Origin of the sequence: Dawidia cretensis, from assembly GCF_018598175.1 — a bacterium.
Taxonomy (GTDB): Bacteria; Bacteroidota; Bacteroidia; order Cytophagales; family Cyclobacteriaceae; genus Ohtaekwangia; species Ohtaekwangia cretensis.
Window position 1 is genome coordinate 80,266 of the sequence record NZ_JAHESE010000024.1, and the last position, 16,726, is coordinate 96,991.

Consider the following 16,726-nt stretch of genomic DNA (forward strand, 5'->3'; position numbering starts at 1 on the left):
TAATTAATGGAGGTAGGGCGATTGTCTGACGGCCGTCCTGATCGCATCGATGGACTGTTGCTCATAATTTACCGAGTTGACGACGTCACCCATGTAGGCGTTCCAAACGATCTTTACCTGGTTGTTGGCGTTGCGGTTTTTGAGGTCGATCATCTCCACCACCAGCGTGGCGGTGTTTTGCGCATAGGTCTGCACAATGGGGTAGTAATAATACCCGCCGTAGCCGTAATAATTAGAGTAGTAGTTCGGGTAATATACCTGCTGGAACAAGTTGAGGTTTTCGATGATGTAGATGTTCATGCCGACGTCGGGATCCTGATCACGGCCCACGTAGGTAAGACCGATGGAGTCCATTTGTTCGCGTACCGTTTGGATCATCCTACGTGGATAGGGCTGAGCAGCGGTGTAGGTCCAGATGGTGTCGCGCGAGGTATTGGAAACGTACCCGATAGTATCCGTGGGAATGGTGTATGTATCAAAGCTTTGAAACTCTGTATCCGGATCGAAATTGGTCGAGACCACAAGCTGGTCGAGCAGGCGCAAGTTGTCAGGCTCAGGCTCGCAACTCCATAGGGCCGGTATCACGGCCAGTACAAAAAGGTATCTTTTCATGATCTTCATATGCGTAGACGGCCGCTCCGTTTGTTGTCACCGGCCGCTATACTGAAACGTACGCAGCGGCCCGTGCAGTATGACGGGGGCACACCCTATAGACACCGCCTGGTGCCGTTAGGTTTAAAGATACATCGTTAAAAGATTAGGCCAACAACAGGCCGGCGCCGAAGAGCAGCACAAAGAGCAGCGTGGAAAGCGCCATTTGCTTCAGGAACGGATCCAGCGCGGTAGATGGTTTGTGGGTTACGGCCAGGCCATTGCGCACAAACAGCGGCACACTGACCAGGAACAGAAACTGCGTGAGCGACTGGTAGTGAAATACTGTATATAACACGGCACACAGTACGCCACCGGCCAGCAGGCACCAGTGGTAGGCCACGGCCTTCTCACGGCCAATGCGCACCGGAATGGAATATTTGCCTGCTTTGCGGTCGGATTCGATGTCGCGGATGTTATTGACATTCAGCACGGCAATGGAGAACAAACCGCAGCTGAGCGCCGGCAATATTTCATACGGCGTGATGGCCTTTGTAAACAGGTAGTACGACCCCATCACGCCCACCAATCCAAAAAAGATCAATACGGACAGGTCGCCCAGGCCGATGTAGCCATACGGCTTGCGGCCCACGGTGTAGGCAATGGCGGCGCCGATGCTCAACAGCCCCAGGCCCAGGAAAAACAGGATGGCGTTCCAGGCCAGGCCAAACGAGAAGAACAAAAGCGAAACACCGCTGACGAGGCTTAGCAGCACGAAAATGACGACGGCTGTCCGCATCTGGCCTGCCGTGATGCGGCCGCTTTGTACGGCACGCGCGGGGCCTTTGCGGTCGGTACTGTCGGCGCCGTGTATGGAGTCGCCATAGTCGTTGGCGAGGTTTGACAGGATTTGTAAGAAGATGGTTGTGAGTACGCAAAGCAGAAAAATGCCCCATTGGAAGGCGCCCGCAGCAGAGGCCAGAAAACCACCCATGGCGATGCTCGATAAAGCTAGTGGCAGGGTACGCAGGCGAAAGGCCTGTAACCAGACTTTTGTATTCATAGCAGCGTAAAAGTAGGAGATTAGATCGAAATCTTGCTAACGATCTGCTCGTCGAGCGGATTGACTTTGGAGGGGTAGAAAGAAACGACGTTTCCTTCGCGGTCGATCAAGTATTTGCAAAAATTCCAGGACGGGGCATGGCCCGACCGATCTTGCAACCATCTATATAGAGCGTGCTGATCACGGCCTTTGACCGAGATCTTTTCAAACATCTGGAATTTTACGCCGTAGTTCTTCTGGCAAAAGGTGGCGATGTCGCCATTGGAGCCGGGCTCCTGCCACAGGAAATTGTTGGCCGGGAAACCCAGCACCACCACTTTGTCGCCAAACTGTTCGTGTAGTTTTTCCAGGTCGCCATACTGCGGCGTATATCCGCATTTAGACGCGGTATTGACGATCAGCATGTATTTGCCTTTATAGCGGGCCAGGTCGATCTCTTCGCCGTCCAGGGCACGCATCTTAAAGTCATAGATCGAGCCTTCGACAGCTTCGCGCTTTTTTGCCGATAACAGCTTGGAGGAAAAGAATGCCACTAGGCCCATTGTAACAGCTATCCAGGCTGTAACTTTAATTAATCTCATCGATAATTTGTTTGTCCAACGGGTTGACCCCCGAAGCAAAGAACTTCACGGTGCCATCAGGCTTCACCAGGTATTTACTAAAGTTCCAGCCGGGCTCGCTGCCGGTCTTTTCCTTGAGCCATGTATAGAGGGGGTGCTGGTCGGCGCCTTTCACCGAAATCTTTTCAAACATCTGGAATTTCACGCCGTAGTTCTTTTGGCAGAATGAGGCGATATCGGCATTGCTACCGGGTTCCTGCGAACCAAAGTTATTGGCGGGGAAACCGAGTATTGTCACCTTGTTGCCGAATTGCTCGTGCAGTTTTTCCAGGTCGCCATACTGCGGGGTATATCCACATTTGGAGGCCACGTTTACAATCAGCAGGGTTTTGCCTTTATACCGGGCAAAATCGACCAGCTCACCTTCCAGCGAGTTAATCTTGAAGTCATAAATAGAAGTCGCCATGGGTTGAATCAGAAGGAGGATTGCCAGGATGATTGTTTTCATAACGATCGTTTGGTTATTGTATCCAGGTAAGGAATAGGCAAAATTAGCCGTTTTATTCCACTTTTTCCCGGAAAAGTGATGAATTAACGCGGGCGGGTATAGCTGGCGGCAGGAAAGGCTGACACAAACGGTGACGGAGCTATACTATATATAAGAAAAAAAAGCCAGGCTTGCGGGCCTGGCTTTTGCAAAGAGTGAAAGATGTATTAGTTGGCTAAACGAACGTTAACCGCATTAATTCCTTTTTTACCTTGCTGAAGCTCGAATGTTACCGCGTCTTTCTCACGGATTGAATCTACCAGCAGGCCAGAAATGTGCACAAAATACTCTTGGCCGGTTGCTGTTTCTTTGATGAAGCCGAAACCTTTGGCTTCATTAAAAAATTTTACTACTCCTTCTTTCATTGAAAATGTTAAAATATTCTAGTACAAAGGTAGCAGAATTAATTTAAAGCGGGTGACACCCCCCTCCGATTTGCCGGATTTGGCGCCAGACGGTAGTGTCAGATTATTTCCGTATTTTTGTGATCATTATCTCAAGTTTTATATAAAAAGCGCGATTTAAACGCAAATTCACACAAAGAGGCCCGTTCGCAGACGCCGTCACTCCGCCTCTTTCAGGCACAAGAAAATCTATGACATTTGAAAATTTAAAGCTGATTGAGCCCCTGTTACGGGCTTTGAAGACCGAAGGCTATACCATCCCCACCCCGATTCAAGCGCAGGCCATCCCGATATTGCTGGAGCGAAAAGACTTGCTGGGGTGCGCCCAAACCGGCACGGGTAAGACCGCAGCCTTTGCCCTCCCCATTTTGCAGAACCTGCACGAGGACGAATTATATGTAAAAGGCCCCGAAGGCATAAAAACCCTGGTGCTGACGCCTACCCGCGAGCTGGCCATCCAGATCGGCGAAAGCTTTACCGCGTACGGCCGTCACCTGCGCCTGCGCCACACGGTTATCTTTGGTGGCGTGTCGCAACACTCCCAAACCACTGCCTTGCGCAATGGCGTGGATATCCTCATCGCCACTCCAGGCCGTTTGTTAGACCTCATGAATCAGCGCTTCGTTAAGCTCGACAACATCAAGATGTTTGTCCTCGACGAGGCTGACCGTATGTTGGACATGGGCTTTATTCACGACGTAAAAAAGATCATCGCCCGTATTCCTGCCAAGCGCCAGACGTTATTCTTCTCGGCCACCATGCCGACGGAGATCGCCAAACTGGCCAACACGATCCTGACAAACCCGGTAAAGGTCGAAGTGACCCCCGTGTCGTCTACGGCCAATACCATTCAGCAGTCCCTGTACTTTGTCGACAAGAAAGACAAGCGCAAGCTGTTGAAGCATATTCTGGATGACCACACCATCGGCACGGCCCTCGTGTTTACCCGCACCAAGCACGGCGCTGACCGCGTGGCCCGTGACCTGAACGATTCGGGCATTCGCGCGGAGGCCATCCACGGCGACAAATCACAAGGCGCACGCCAGCGCGCGCTGAGCAATTTCAAAGCCCGCAAGACGCGCATCCTGGTCGCGACTGATATCGCAGCCCGCGGCATTGACGTAGACGAGCTCACACACGTGATCAATTTTGAGTTGCCCAACGTACCGGAGACCTATGTACACCGCATTGGCCGTACCGGCCGCGCGGGTGCCAGTGGCGTTTCGCTGTCGTTCTGCGACGAAGAAGAAAAGGAATACCTGCAAGACATTCATAAGCTGATCGCCAAGACCATTCCGGTGGTGGAGGATCACCCCTACCCGCTCCAGCGCGATGGCATGCCGAAAATTGTACCGTCGGTGCAACCCGGAAGACAACGCCAGGGAAACAAACAACAGCGTCCGGACAACCGCCGTCAGAACTCCCGCAACGGAGCCAAAAGCACTCCTGACAGCCGGCCACCGCGGCCGGTTCGTGCGACGAACGTTACCTCGGAAGCAGAAGGCAACGTGACCGAGAATACCAGCCAGACGGGGGAGTCTGTAGAAGGCAATGGCCGCAATGGCCGTCGTCGCGGCAACCGCCGTAACCGTGGTCGTAATAAAGGCGAGGGTCAAGGCCAGCCGCAAGCGCAACAGGCACAGGCTCGTCCGGAAGGGCAGTCACAACAAAACAGCCAACCGCGTCAGCCCCGCGCTCCGCGTCCGGAAAAACAACGTACGCCGCGGACGGAGTCACAACGCGGTGCTCCCCGCAAGGATGCGCCCCGCGGCGAAGATGGCTTTGAAAAGCTGGATTGGGGAGACGATCTGAAATGGGGCAGCGAGCGTATGGATCTCGATTAAGACAATTGTAAATAAAAAGGCAGCCTCCCGGTTGCCTTTTCCTTTATCGTTCCTACGGCGGGCTATTGTACCGGTGCGGCGTGGTTGCTGCTGAATGAATCGCGGAACATCTTCCAGCCTTTTGCGGTCTTTTTCCACAGCACCAGAAACTTGCCGTCGTCAAACATCATCTGGTTTGCGCCAAACGATTGCCACAGGCCCTCTTCTACTACATAGCCGTCGCCGAGGCCGTATACGTCGGTGGTGATGAACTTGCCGTTTCGCAGCCCAATATCATCATAGGCCGTGCGAAAGAATTGGCGGGCAGCGTCCGCTCCGCAAAGTGCCGGTATGCCGGGGGCCATGATGCAGCAGTCGTCGGCATACCGCTCGATAAATAAGGACGAGTCGCCTTTCACAAAGGCCTGAAAGTACACTTCATTGCTGGCGGCGATGGCCTGACGCGCTTCTTCCAATGGTGTCAGGGAACCCGCATGCGATTCTTTTGACCAGGATTCTTTGCAGCCTTGCAACAAAAAGACGATGGCCAATGCCACGGCAATGCCCGCCAGCAGGCTTACAAGCTGATTCGTTTTCATACTGTGTGATCTCATGGTATCTGTGTTGTTTCTGATACAAAGATCACCCGGCGTACATGCCTAAAATTGTAAAAAACCGAAAACCCAGGGCCTGCAACCCGGGCTGGTATGTTACGCCCTTTCGGGGCCGTTCGACCAACCTATACAGTCGTTATTGCAGGCCCGGTGTGCTGGCCTCCTCTGCGTGTAGCACCTCCAGGTAGTGGGGGTTGTACATGATGCCCAGTATGTTGCCAAATGGGTCGATTACCGACGCCGTTACAAAACCTTCGCCGCGCTCGATGATGGGCTCGTATTCTTTGGCGCCTTTTGACAACAAGTGCTCAAGTGTGCCTTTGACATCATCCACGTGCCACGACATAATCGCGCCGCCGGGACCAGCCTGTGCGGCCTTGGGTCTGTATTTGCCGTCGATCAACCCAAATTCATGCTCATAGTCTCCGATACGCCACTCCGAATATCCCGGGCGGTTAAAGTACGGTTCAACGCCGAACAGTGCCGTGTACCATCTTTTTGCAGCGTGGTGATCATCCGCATAAAAGCTGATGTTGGAAAAGCCGCGTAATTTCGCTGTAGTACTCATGATGCATTACGTTTTAAGTGGAACATGAGGATGTTCGCTCAAAACTAATGCCTGTGGAAGCGCTACCGCTGGCAGATCTCCTTATAATCGCAATACATACATGTCTTGAGCTCTTCCGTCTGATCAAAGGGAACGGCAGGATCGAACATTTCTTCCAGCAACATGAGGAGTTGCTCTTCAAATTCGGGCAGCAGGTTCGTGACATCTTCCAGGCGTTGGCGACCGAGGAAGAGGCCATATTCAAAATCGTCTTTGAAGATCTCGCGGCGGTTGATCAGGCCCGGTTGGAGCGCGCGGGTCTCACCCTCCCTACGGGGTTGGCGTTGTGCATATACCCACGCGTACAGCATGGCCTGAAAGGCGGCTTTGTTTCGCCTGGGACTACGCTGAAACAACGCCGGTATATTTTCGAAGCGATTTTCGTCTTTGCCGGTTTTGTAGTCGATGATGCGCACGGTGTCGTCCTTGCGGTCTACCCGGTCGATCTTGCCGCCCATCACAATGCTCAGGGACTTGTCGCGTTGTTTGACCACTATCGTCGTGGTGAAGTTATTGGCTTCGAGCAGCTCGATGACAAACGGTACACTGCGCGCATCGTGGCGCAGCACCTTGGCGGCGAACCGCTTCACCATTTCTTTTACCACCAGCTGACGGCCTTCGTATTCAAAAGGTTTTTCGTCGGGCAGGAAGAAGTGCTCACGAAAGGCGCGCTCGATAAAGAATTCCAGCTTGTCGTCCAGGTTCGCAAAATCTCCGGCCTGGATGCGCCATGGCCCCGACGGCGGACGAAGTGCTATATAAAACAGCTCCATCACGCGGTGCAGTATATTTCCAAAGATGCGCGCATCGGCCTCCTCCTCTACTTCATCGGGCTCGCGCAGCTCCTGCAGGTGTCTGAAATAAAACTGCAGGCGGCACTCGATGTATGTATTCAGGGTAGACGGTGTCAGCGCCTTGCCGAAATAACGCTCCAGCTTCAACAAAACATCGGCTTTCTTTTCAATCGTGATGGGCTGTACCGGGTGAATTTGTACGGGATTGTACAGCACCTGCCGGGAGAAGGGCCAACCCGTTTCGTATATGAGCTGGTACAGGTAGCGGCTCATTTCGCGTGTACCCAGTACGTCAGGTTCGGTGTTATAGTATAAATCCACGATGGACGCCCGTTGCAGCAACCGGTAGAACAGGTAGGCGTACATGGCGTCCTGATGCTCGGCGGTGGGCAAGCGGTAGGCCTTGCGGATGTTATGGGGAATGTACGATCCTTGCCGGGCGGCGGCGGGCCACAGGCCTTCGTTTAATGACAACACGATCACACGATCAAAGTCGAGGTTACGCGTTTCGAGTACGCCCATGATCTGCAGGCCACGCAGGGGCTCCCCTGTAAAGGGAACTTTCTCCGCCCGGGCTATCTGCCGGAACATCCGCTGCAGCATGCGCAGGTTCATGGGCTCGCTTGCCGCCAGGTCTTTGACACGCGCCAGGATGCGGTGGAAATGGAAGGCAAATTCTTTTTCCATCAATCCTTCCTGACCACCGGAAGTTGCCAGTACCTCTATAACATTCAGCAGATAGGGCAGGAAGTCTTCCAGGTCTATATGCTGAAAGATCACGCGCGCCAGCGGATGTTTCTCAAAGAACGACGGCGCCAGGTATACCTGATTGTGTTTTAATATATACTCCCGCCATTCGTTGCCTTCGTCGCCCACACGCCCTTTCAGGTAGGGGTGATTCAGCAGCGCCAGGACGTAGCGGAAATAAAATTCAGCTTTACGTTGGTGCAGGTGCAAATCGAACAGCAGGTCGATCAGCGTATAGTACGGTGTACTGACCAACGGGAAGCCCATCGTTACGTTGATGGTTTGCAACGACGGCGGCAGGGCATAGAGCACCGGCAGCAGCAAGCTTTCATCGGGCAACACTACCACGGTGCGCTCGGCTTCCATGCCGGGTTGTTTCAGCACGGCTTCGAGGCGCTGTGCCAGCAGCTTCGGCTGACCGGCCTTTTGCGGCACTCCCAATACGGTAATCTCTTTGGCCGTGCCGAGATACGAACCCGGTTGTTCGGGGAAGGTTGCGCCCAACACCGCGTGGGCCCGATACTGCCGGAAAAAGGCGCCTGCCTCGCGGTGACGCGGCTGTACATAAAAGGCATCTTCATCCCAATACACCCGTGCCTTGCGGTGGAGTACAAACCAGGCAATGATTGCTTCTTCCGCAGAGGTCAGGGCGTTGAAGCCGGCAAAGATATACTGTCGTCCGGCGGGCGGTGTCAACGTCTTTCCGATGCTTTCGGCTACGGCGCGGTGGATCATGCCGCCATAGGCAATGCCTTCGCGCTCGAGCTGTTGCCGGAACTCTGTATAGATGGTATACAGGCTTCGCCATAGCTCCAGGAAGCGTCGTTTGCTGTCGGCTGTGCCGAACTCGACGGACTGCCAGAAGTCGGTCAGGAATTTCTTTTGTTCTTCCGTCAGGTAATCGAAGTATTCATCGATCTCCTTTTGGTTGCTCATGTCGCGGAACAGGCCGGCGGCAGGTACCAGGTATTTGTCCAGCTCGTCAAAGTCGCGCAGCAGCATTTCCCCCCAGAAGTAAAAAAAGTCGAGGTCTTCGTCGGAGCCTGTCACCTGTTTGAAGGTACGGTACAGCTTCACTACCAGCGAAAGTTTATCGGCTTCCACCAATTCAGAGAAGGAGCCAATGAAGGCTTCCACGTGCAGCACGTCCGGTGCCCAGCGGGGGGTGTCCAGTGCTTCGCCCAGCGCCTTGCGGAAATAGAGGGCCGCGCGGCGGTTGGGGAATACAACGGTGAGGTTATTCCAATCGGGATATTCCCGTACAATTGTCTCTGCCAGTTCCTGGATAAAGGTCTTCATGAATTATGCGTGTACCTCCTCGCAGCGTTTTTCGTGTACATATACCAGGAAGCCTTTTGTGTCCTTCACGCCCATTGCCTGCAGTATTTGTAAATACTCCTGCACCTGTCGCCGGTCGTCTTCCTTGGGCTTGCCGGTTTTATAGTCGACAACAAAGGCTTTGTTGTCTTGCAGGGTGACGCGGTCGATGCGTCGCTCGCTGCCATCGGGCATAATCAGCGCCGCTTCGGTCTTGAGCACGGCATCGGCTGCAAAGGCAGGCTGCAATACCGGCGACGATACAATCCAACGCATAGACTCGGCCACGAGCTCCAGCTCGTCTTCGGCCAGGAGTCCCTCCCGTAAGGCCTGACCGGCTACCACCGTGATATCGTCTGCGGTGCGCACCCGCGACATGAGTGTATGCAGAAAGATACCATAGTTGATCTTCCGACGCTTTTCGGTCTCTTCAAAAAACTCTTTGCCATCGGCGCGTACCGCCAGCCGCTCGCGCCAGGGGGAAACGGAATACCCCCGCAGCATCACGCCGCCATCGGGTGTGACGTTCTTTTGTGGTGGCGGTGTAATGGTGCCGGCCTGTAGCGACAGGGTTTCTTCCGTCCAGAGGCCCGACAGGTACTCGCTTTGCTCGATCGCCAGCTTGGTCAGGCGGCCGACGTTCGTCAGCTTGTCCGATTTGGTTAATGGCGCGTGTACGATCAGGCCTTCTTCTGCACGCGTAAAGGCTACATACAGCAGGTTCAGGTTGTCGAGGTAGATGCGCTTGCGCTCCTCGGTATAATATTCTTTAAAGACGGTGCTTTCGAGCTTGCTGGAGTACTTGAGTGGAAAATATCCGGCGCCGTTGAACGCAGCATCGTCGGAGCGGCACCACAGTATGGGCGACTTCATGGGGGGGTGATTCAGCTCCCAGTCCAGGAAGGGTATAATGACATAGGCGAATTGCAGTCCTTTCGACTTGTGAATGGTAATGATCTGCGCAGCGTCCACGCCACCGGCCACCTGGATCGACTTCTTCCATTTGTTTTCATTCCACCATTCCAGGAACGACGCCAGGTCGTTCTTCTCGCGTTCGGCAAACTCGAGGATCACATCCTGAAACCCTTGCAGGTAGGCAATCTCGGTCGGCAGTTTGCCCAGGTTAAAAATGTGAATGAGTGTTTCCACCAGCTCTACCAACGGCAGGGCTGCCAGCACATCTTGTTGCTGCGCAAAGGCCGCCGGCACCTGGGTGGCAAACGCTTTGGTTTTACTTTCCGAGAACAGGCGGTGGTGGTTGGGAAACGCCTGCGTGGGCCACAGCTTCTGGTATTCAAACGCCAGCTGTGCGCGGGCGATCTGGTTCTTGGGGTTGTCGAGCAAGCGCAGGGCGTTGATCAACACCAGCACGCATGTTGCCTGGTCGAGGCGCAACGATTCGTTTGACACTACGTCGTACTTGCACGTGCTTTTGGCCTGCGGCGAGGCGCGATACTGCATAAAGTGCTGGGCAATGGCTTGTCCCTCGCTGTTGTCGCGTACCAGAAAGGCGATATCACGCAGCGCAATGCCGCGGCCTTGCAGATCTTCCACCAGCCCCGGCAACTGTTCCAGGGACACGGACTGAAAGTCGAAGCGACCGCCACTTTCTTCGCCCGGGGCTTTTTCTTCCTGGCGGAAAAAACGCATGTTGACATAGCCGGGGTGTTGCCGGAAGATCTTCTGCGCCGCATCGATATAGGCCTGCTGCGGAAAGGCCGTACCCGTCTCGCGGCTTACGATCGCCGCCGAGGCATCGAATAGGGCGTTATTTATTTGTACAATGTTGGTGGCACTGCGGTAATTCGTGTCGAGCTGGTATATATCCGTCACCAATACACCTATATCTTCCCGGGCGCGCTCCTGCAAGATGTTCAGGTCGCCGCCGCGCCAGCGGTAGATCGATTGTTTGATGTCGCCTACCAGCAAGCTGCGGTAGGCCTGGGCGATGCCGTTGCGGACCAAGGGCAGCACGTTGCTCCACTGCAGGCCGGATGTGTCCTGAAACTCATCTACCAAGAAATGTCGAAAGAACGAGCCGACCTTTTCATATACAAACGACGTGTCCTGGCCTTGCATCACGCCTTGCAAAAACTGCGGTGCATCCGACAGCAGCATGACGTTGTTTTCGCGCAGGTATTCGCGCAGGGTTTTGGTAATGTCGGAGAGCAGTCCGAAGGCGTACAGGTTGCGCAATACCTGTTCCGCTGAAAAGTATGCTACACTCTCTTGTTCAATGTAGTCGGTCAGCGCCTGCAGTCGCGGGATCCACGTCTGCCCGGCGCGGGCGATGATCACGTCCTTGGAAGGCGATTTGGCGCCGGGCCAGGCGGCGCTGCTGAGTAATGCGTCGCGCACGCGGCTGCCGGGCGGTTTGATCTCGGTCTCCAGGCCGGCGATATACGTGTAGACACTGCCGGAGGCGCCCCATTTAAAATCCGCCACCACCAGTTGCAGGCTGTGAAATTCCTGCATCAGCGCGCGGGCTTCGCCCAGCACGTGTTGCTCAAATTGTTTTACCTCCTTTTGGAGGGATTGCTTCAGGTTATTAAAGAAACGTTTGTCTTCGGTGGCGCGGAGCACATCCTCTTCGATGGCCTTAAATTCTTCGCGGAAGATCTCGCGCGAGAAATCCAGCAGTGAGGAGCGGATGTCCCAGTCGCGCCCGTCTTCGAGGCGTTCGAGCGAAAACTCCAGCACCCAGCCCCGCAGCTCGTCATCGTCGGTGAGCTTGTCCAGTACCCGGTCGATCACTTCCTCCAGCACCAGGTCGTTGTCGACTTCCAGCCGGAAATTACCCAGCAACCCCGTTTCGCGGGTGAACGATCTAATCACGCGTTGGAAGAACGCGTCGATGGTGCTCACCGCAAATTGCGAATATTGATGCAGAATAAGGGACAGCACCTCGCGGCTGCGGTCGCGAAACTCACTGTCTGTAAAGGCCTTTCCATCCAACGCAATCTCCCGGCGGATCTCGGCGGCGAGGTCCTGGCTGCGGTCGTGCCCAAAGTCATCGAGGTAGCGGATGATCCGGTCCTTCATTTCCTGGGTACTCTTGTTGGTAAAGGTCATCGCCAGGATGTACCGGAAGTATTCCGGGAAACGCAATGCAAGCTTGAGGTATTCCTTGGCCAGCGTTCGGGTCTTGCCTGAGCCTGCCGAGGAACGGTAAATGTGAAAGGTCTTATCGGTCACGGTGCCAAGTAAGGAAATATTTGAATACCCCGTATAAAAAATATCCTTCCCAAGCGCATTCTTTTCCAGTCACCCCGGCGGGCTTTCCTGTATTTACGATTACCACGTTCGGTTCATAGTTCTCCCGCCCCACATACACAAAGAATCCCGAAACGTGTATCTTACCGGTTCGAAAATTCCCTTACGGGTAAACGTCTATGCTGCGAAGTTTGTATTTCCTGGTGCCGAAGATCCTCTACTCGTTTCCCGTGCAGTTGCTCTTCAATAATATCAAACGCAATTTGGTATTACTGCTCTGTTGGATCGTGCTGTTTGCGATGATCACCGGCAACTTTGGTAAATACCTCGGCATTCCCTATCTGTTTCTCGATCCTGAATATCTCAATCATGTAAACTTCACCAGCTTCTTTATCATGGGGCTCGTCACGGCGGGGTTCACCACGGCGTTCCATATCACCTGTTATATCAACGACGGCCACCGGTTCTCGTTCGTCGGCACGTTGTCGCGACCGTTTACCAAGTTTGCGATCAACAACAGCATCATTCCCGCCATTTTCCTGGGCACCTATATTTACCAGATCGTCGGCTTCCAGATCAACAACGAATACTCTACGCCCGGCAGCCTGGCGTGGAACCTGGCGGGATTGCTTGGCGGCTACGTGGTCATGATCCTGATCTTCTTTGCCTACTTCCGATTCACCAACAAAGACATTTTTAAATATGTCATCTGCCGCATCGACGAGAAGATCAAACAGAATGTGAAGGTTACGCGCGCCAGCGCCATGAAGAAGCTCGACATCGCCCGCAAGAAGCAGGAGCGCGTCGACTATTATATAGACAGCGACTTCCGGGTGCGGCCGGTAGAGAATAACGTATTTTACGACAAGGCCACGATCCTGCAAGTATTCGATCAGAATCATTTTAACCTGGTGGTGATCGAACTGCTCATCTTTGCGTTGGTATTGGTGCTGGGCCTCTTTAAGGATTACGCCGCGTTTCAGCTTCCCGCAGCGTCGAGCTTTATCATCTTGCTGACCATCTTTGTGATGATGGCGGGTGCCTTCTCCTATTGGTTTGGCGGGTGGGCGGCCACGGCCGCATTGGCCATTTTCCTGGTGGTGAACCACCTGGTGGGCGAAGACTATTTCAGTAAACGCTACGAGGCCTTTGGAATCGAGTATAACCGGCCGCCGGTTCCTTATACCGTTGCTGCGCTGCGCGCTCTGAACGACTCCACGCACATCGAGCGCGACCGCCGCGCCACCTATGCCATGCTCGAAAACTGGCGGCGCAAGTTTCCCGAGGGACACAAACCAAAAATGGTATTCCTCTGCGCCAGTGGTGGCGGTAAGCGTGCCGCCCTGTGGACGCTGACGGCCCTGCAGGCGGCCGACAGTATTACACAAGGACGCGTGATGAATCATGCGATGCTGATCACGGGCGCTTCGGGCGGTCTGATTGGCGCCAGCTATTACCGCGAGCTGAAGCTGCGCAGTAAGCTGGGCGAGAACGTACGCCCCAACGCCGCCAGCCATCGTCAGAAAATCTCAACGGACAACCTCAACCCACTCATCTTTAGCCTCCTGGCCAACGACCTGTTTGTGGGCTTTACCAAGTTTGAATACAACGGCAACCTGTACTACCGCGACCGCGGCTATACCTTTGAAGAGCAGCTGAACCAAATTACCGAGGGACTGATGAACAAACCCATCAGCGCTTACGACAGTGTGGAGCAGCAGGCCCTCATCCCCATGATGATCCTGACGCCGACGGTCGTCAACGACGGCCGCAAACTATACATAGCGTCGCGCCCGGTATCGTTTATGAACGCCGACATTGCCAACTTTCCCGCCTATACTTCGTCGAAGATCAGTGGTGTAGATTTCCAGACGCTTTTTGAAGAACACGGCGGCTCGCAACTGCGTTTCCTTTCGGCGTTGCGCATGAGCGCGACCTTTCCATATATCACCCCCAACACGACGCTGCCGACGGAGCCATCCATCAAGATCATGGATGCGGGCATCTCCGATAACTTTGGCGTGTCGGACGCGGTGCGGTTTGTTTTTGCCTTTAAGGAATGGATTGCCGAGAATACCTCGGGCATCGTCTTTGTGTCCATTCGCGACTCTCCTAAAATGGCGACGATCATGCCGAAGACGGGTCAGACGCTGGTGGACGACTTTACACAGCCCATCAGCTCGGTGTACAACAACTTTGAAAACTTCCAGGACATTACCAGCGACATGCTCATCGGTCATGCCCGTACGTGGTTCCAGGGTCCGATCGACCGCATTGACATTGAATATCAGTCGGAAAGCTATACGCCCATTCTGCAAAAGATGGACAGCATCCGCCAGAACAACTCGCGGGCATCGCTCAGCTGGCGCCTGACAACACGCGAGAAGTTTGGGATCGAGTATACCATCAACTCACCGTCCAACCAGGACCAGCTGGCCAAGCTGGCGGCACTGGTGGGCACGCCCCTGCATGCCATCGCCCGGTCTACGGCGGCACGGCAGGAATCTGTATCTTCGCGCCCATGACCGCGAACAGTCAACTACAACAGACCCTCGAACTCATCCAACTGGAGCGCCAGGCGGACCTGGAATATTACCGGCAGAAAGTTTTGCTTCGGTCCATTAGTCAGCGCACGAAGGAGGGCACAACGTGGTACCCCCTCCGGTTTCAACGCCACTATATTGGCACCGGCGAGCGGCTCATTATAGAAGTAGAGCGGACCAACCACCTCGACCAGCCCCACGCCTTTCAGAGCGGCAAGTCGGTCAGCGTTTTTTCCAATGTGGGGGGTAAGCCCGAAAAGAACCACGTGAACGGCGTGGTGAACTTTGTGCGCGACAACGTCATGACGATTACGCTCAACAGCGACGACACACCCGAATGGCTCGAAGACGGGCTCCTGGGCGTGGACGTGATGTTTGACGAGATGAGCTATCGCGAAATGGAGTTCGCCTTGCGGGAAGTCATGAAAGCCGAAGACAATCGCGTGGCCTGGCTGCGCGAAGTGTTGCTAGGCTCAACACCTGCCGGCACGCGCGCGCTGCCGGCGGTTGCTACGATCGAAGCACCGCTGAACGACAGCCAGCGCGAGGCCTTGCACACGGTACTGGCCTCGGCGGATGTAGCCTTTGTGCACGGTCCGCCCGGCACGGGCAAAACAACGACCCTGGTACAGGCCATCATCGCCACCATTCAAGAAGAAAAACAAGTATTGGTCTGCGCGCCCAGCAACGCCGCTGTCGACTTGCTGGCCGACAAGCTGGGGCAGCAAGGCCTCAACGTACTGCGCATCGGCCACCCGGCGCGGGTGACCGAGCAGGCAATGAGCAAGACACTCGATGCGCGCATTGCGGCACACGCCCAGTACGGCGACTTGCGCGACCTGCGCAAACGTATGGAGCGGGTGCGCGGCAAAGCATTTAAGTTTAAACGTCACTTCGGCCACCACGAGCGCGAAGAGCGCCGGATGCTTTTACAGGAAGCCAAGCTTCTGAAAGCGGACGCCGACCTGTTGGAGTTTTATATCGTCAACGACCTGCTGCAGAACAGCGAAGCGATCTGTTGTACGCTGGTGGGCTCATCCCATCCCACGCTGCGCGGTAAAAAGTTTAAGACGGTCTTTATTGACGAAGCCGGGCAGTCACTGGAGCCAGCCTGCTGGATACCCTTGCTGCGAGCACAGCGCGCCATCTTTGCCGGCGACCACTTGCAGCTGCCGCCCACGATCAAGTCGGCCGACGCGGCGAAACGCGGATTGGCGAAGACGCTGTTTGAAAAGGGTATTGCCCGTCACCCGAAGCATGTGTCGATGCTAACGGTGCAGTACCGTATGCACGAGGACATCATGGCATTTTCGTCGCGGTATTTTTATCATAATGAGCTTGTCGCCCACGAGTCGGTACGCCATGCGCTGCTGCGTCCCAATCAAGCCCCTATACTTTTTATTGATACAGCAGGTTGCGGCTATACCGAGAAACAAGATCCGGAGACGTTAAGCCGTTCCAACGAAGAAGAAGCACAGCTCCTGATCCGCCAGGTAGAACAGCTGGTGGAAGAAGTGGGGGTCGAAGAGTGGATACAAGAGAACATCACGTTTGGGATCATCACCCCTTACCGGGCACAAGTAGATTATCTTGTGAAACTTGCCGAAGCCTCCTCTATATTGGAGCCGTTGCATGGGCGAATCGCCATCAACACGGTCGATGCGTTTCAGGGGCAGGAACGCGATGTGATTGCCATCAGCTTTGTGCGGAGCAATGATAAAAGTGAAGTGGGCTTTCTGGGTGACATTCGCCGTACCAACGTGGCCATGACCCGTGCGCGGCGCAAGCTGATCATGATCGGCGACTCTGCTACATTGGGTGCACACCCGTTCTACTCCGAGCTGATCGACTATGTGCAGGGCAAGGAATACTATAAAAGTGCATTTGAAATCCTGTATTGATT

Annotated in this window: 12 protein-coding genes; 3 read left to right on the plus strand and 9 right to left on the minus strand. The window is 54.5% G+C overall.

The window, feature by feature from the left end; translation table 11 throughout:
• Positions 1-3: 3 nt before the first annotated feature.
• The 5 genes from KK062_RS20520 to KK062_RS20540 form a co-directional block, all read right to left on the minus strand.
• The gene (locus KK062_RS20520; RefSeq protein WP_254086218.1) at positions 4-612 is read right to left on the minus strand and encodes a DUF4136 domain-containing protein; all 609 of its coding nucleotides are present in this window, start codon (positions 610-612) and stop codon (positions 4-6) included.
• Between the two features lie 145 nt (positions 613-757).
• On the minus strand, positions 758-1,654 hold the full coding sequence (locus KK062_RS20525; RefSeq protein ID WP_254086219.1) for a 1,4-dihydroxy-2-naphthoate polyprenyltransferase: 897 nt from the start codon (positions 1,652-1,654) through the stop codon (positions 758-760).
• Between the two features lie 20 nt (positions 1,655-1,674).
• Entirely contained in the window at positions 1,675-2,235 is a 561-nt protein-coding gene (locus KK062_RS20530) for a glutathione peroxidase (RefSeq protein WP_254086220.1), read from the minus strand.
• Positions 2,222-2,722, minus strand: a complete 501-nt coding sequence (locus KK062_RS20535; RefSeq protein WP_254086221.1) for a glutathione peroxidase — start codon at positions 2,720-2,722, stop codon at positions 2,222-2,224. Before KK062_RS20535 ends, KK062_RS20530 begins: the two co-directional genes overlap by 14 nt.
• A gap of 206 nt (positions 2,723-2,928) precedes the next feature.
• Positions 2,929-3,126, minus strand: a complete 198-nt coding sequence (locus tag KK062_RS20540) for a cold-shock protein (protein WP_254086222.1) — start codon at positions 3,124-3,126, stop codon at positions 2,929-2,931.
• A 230-nt stretch (positions 3,127-3,356) separates the two neighbouring features.
• Between KK062_RS20540 and KK062_RS20545 the strand changes: the two genes are divergently transcribed.
• The gene (locus KK062_RS20545) at positions 3,357-5,009 is read left to right on the plus strand and encodes a DEAD/DEAH box helicase (RefSeq protein WP_254086223.1); all 1,653 of its coding nucleotides are present in this window, start codon (positions 3,357-3,359) and stop codon (positions 5,007-5,009) included.
• A gap of 62 nt (positions 5,010-5,071) precedes the next feature.
• Here the strand turns inward: KK062_RS20545 and KK062_RS20550 are convergent, their stop codons facing one another.
• The 4 genes from KK062_RS20550 to KK062_RS20565 all read right to left on the minus strand — a co-directional run bounded on the left by KK062_RS20550 (position 5,072) and on the right by KK062_RS20565 (position 12,262).
• Positions 5,072-5,587 (minus strand): YybH family protein, encoded by a 516-nt coding sequence (locus tag KK062_RS20550; protein WP_254086224.1) that lies wholly within the window; start codon positions 5,585-5,587, stop codon positions 5,072-5,074.
• Positions 5,588-5,738: 151 nt separating this feature from the next.
• Positions 5,739-6,170, minus strand: coding sequence for a VOC family protein (locus KK062_RS20555; RefSeq protein WP_254086225.1), 432 nt, complete (start codon positions 6,168-6,170; stop codon positions 5,739-5,741).
• A 62-nt stretch (positions 6,171-6,232) separates the two neighbouring features.
• Positions 6,233-9,049 (minus strand): PD-(D/E)XK nuclease family protein, encoded by a 2,817-nt coding sequence (locus KK062_RS20560; protein WP_254086226.1) that lies wholly within the window; start codon positions 9,047-9,049, stop codon positions 6,233-6,235.
• A 3-nt stretch (positions 9,050-9,052) separates the two neighbouring features.
• A complete protein-coding gene (locus KK062_RS20565; protein WP_254086227.1) occupies positions 9,053-12,262 on the minus strand; it encodes a UvrD-helicase domain-containing protein in 3,210 nt (1,069 codons plus the stop codon).
• A 197-nt stretch (positions 12,263-12,459) separates the two neighbouring features.
• On the opposite strand from KK062_RS20565, the gene KK062_RS20570 reads away from it, so the two are divergent.
• Positions 12,460-14,805, plus strand: a complete 2,346-nt coding sequence (locus KK062_RS20570; protein ID WP_254086228.1) for a patatin-like phospholipase family protein — start codon at positions 12,460-12,462, stop codon at positions 14,803-14,805.
• The gene (locus tag KK062_RS20575; RefSeq protein ID WP_254086229.1) at positions 14,802-16,724 is read left to right on the plus strand and encodes an AAA domain-containing protein; all 1,923 of its coding nucleotides are present in this window, start codon (positions 14,802-14,804) and stop codon (positions 16,722-16,724) included. Before KK062_RS20570 ends, KK062_RS20575 begins: the two co-directional genes overlap by 4 nt.
• Positions 16,725-16,726: the final 2 nt, after the last annotated feature.

Coding starts and splice junctions, on each gene's coding strand:
- KK062_RS20525 (WP_254086219.1), bottom strand. CDS start 1,654: ATGAATACAAAAGTCTGGTTACAGGCCTTTCGCCTGCGTACCCTGCCA.
- KK062_RS20570 (WP_254086228.1), top strand. CDS start 12,460: ATGCTGCGAAGTTTGTATTTCCTGGTGCCGAAGATCCTCTACTCGTTT.
- KK062_RS20540 (WP_254086222.1), bottom strand. CDS start 3,126: ATGAAAGAAGGAGTAGTAAAATTTTTTAATGAAGCCAAAGGTTTCGGC.
- KK062_RS20560 (WP_254086226.1), bottom strand. CDS start 9,049: ATGAAGACCTTTATCCAGGAACTGGCAGAGACAATTGTACGGGAATAT.
- KK062_RS20545 (WP_254086223.1), top strand. CDS start 3,357: ATGACATTTGAAAATTTAAAGCTGATTGAGCCCCTGTTACGGGCTTTG.
- KK062_RS20535 (WP_254086221.1), bottom strand. CDS start 2,722: ATGAAAACAATCATCCTGGCAATCCTCCTTCTGATTCAACCCATGGCG.
- KK062_RS20555 (WP_254086225.1), bottom strand. CDS start 6,170: ATGAGTACTACAGCGAAATTACGCGGCTTTTCCAACATCAGCTTTTAT.
- KK062_RS20520 (WP_254086218.1), bottom strand. CDS start 612: ATGAAAAGATACCTTTTTGTACTGGCCGTGATACCGGCCCTATGGAGT.
- KK062_RS20575 (WP_254086229.1), top strand. CDS start 14,802: ATGACCGCGAACAGTCAACTACAACAGACCCTCGAACTCATCCAACTG.
- KK062_RS20550 (WP_254086224.1), bottom strand. CDS start 5,587: ATGAAAACGAATCAGCTTGTAAGCCTGCTGGCGGGCATTGCCGTGGCA.
- KK062_RS20530 (WP_254086220.1), bottom strand. CDS start 2,235: ATGAGATTAATTAAAGTTACAGCCTGGATAGCTGTTACAATGGGCCTA.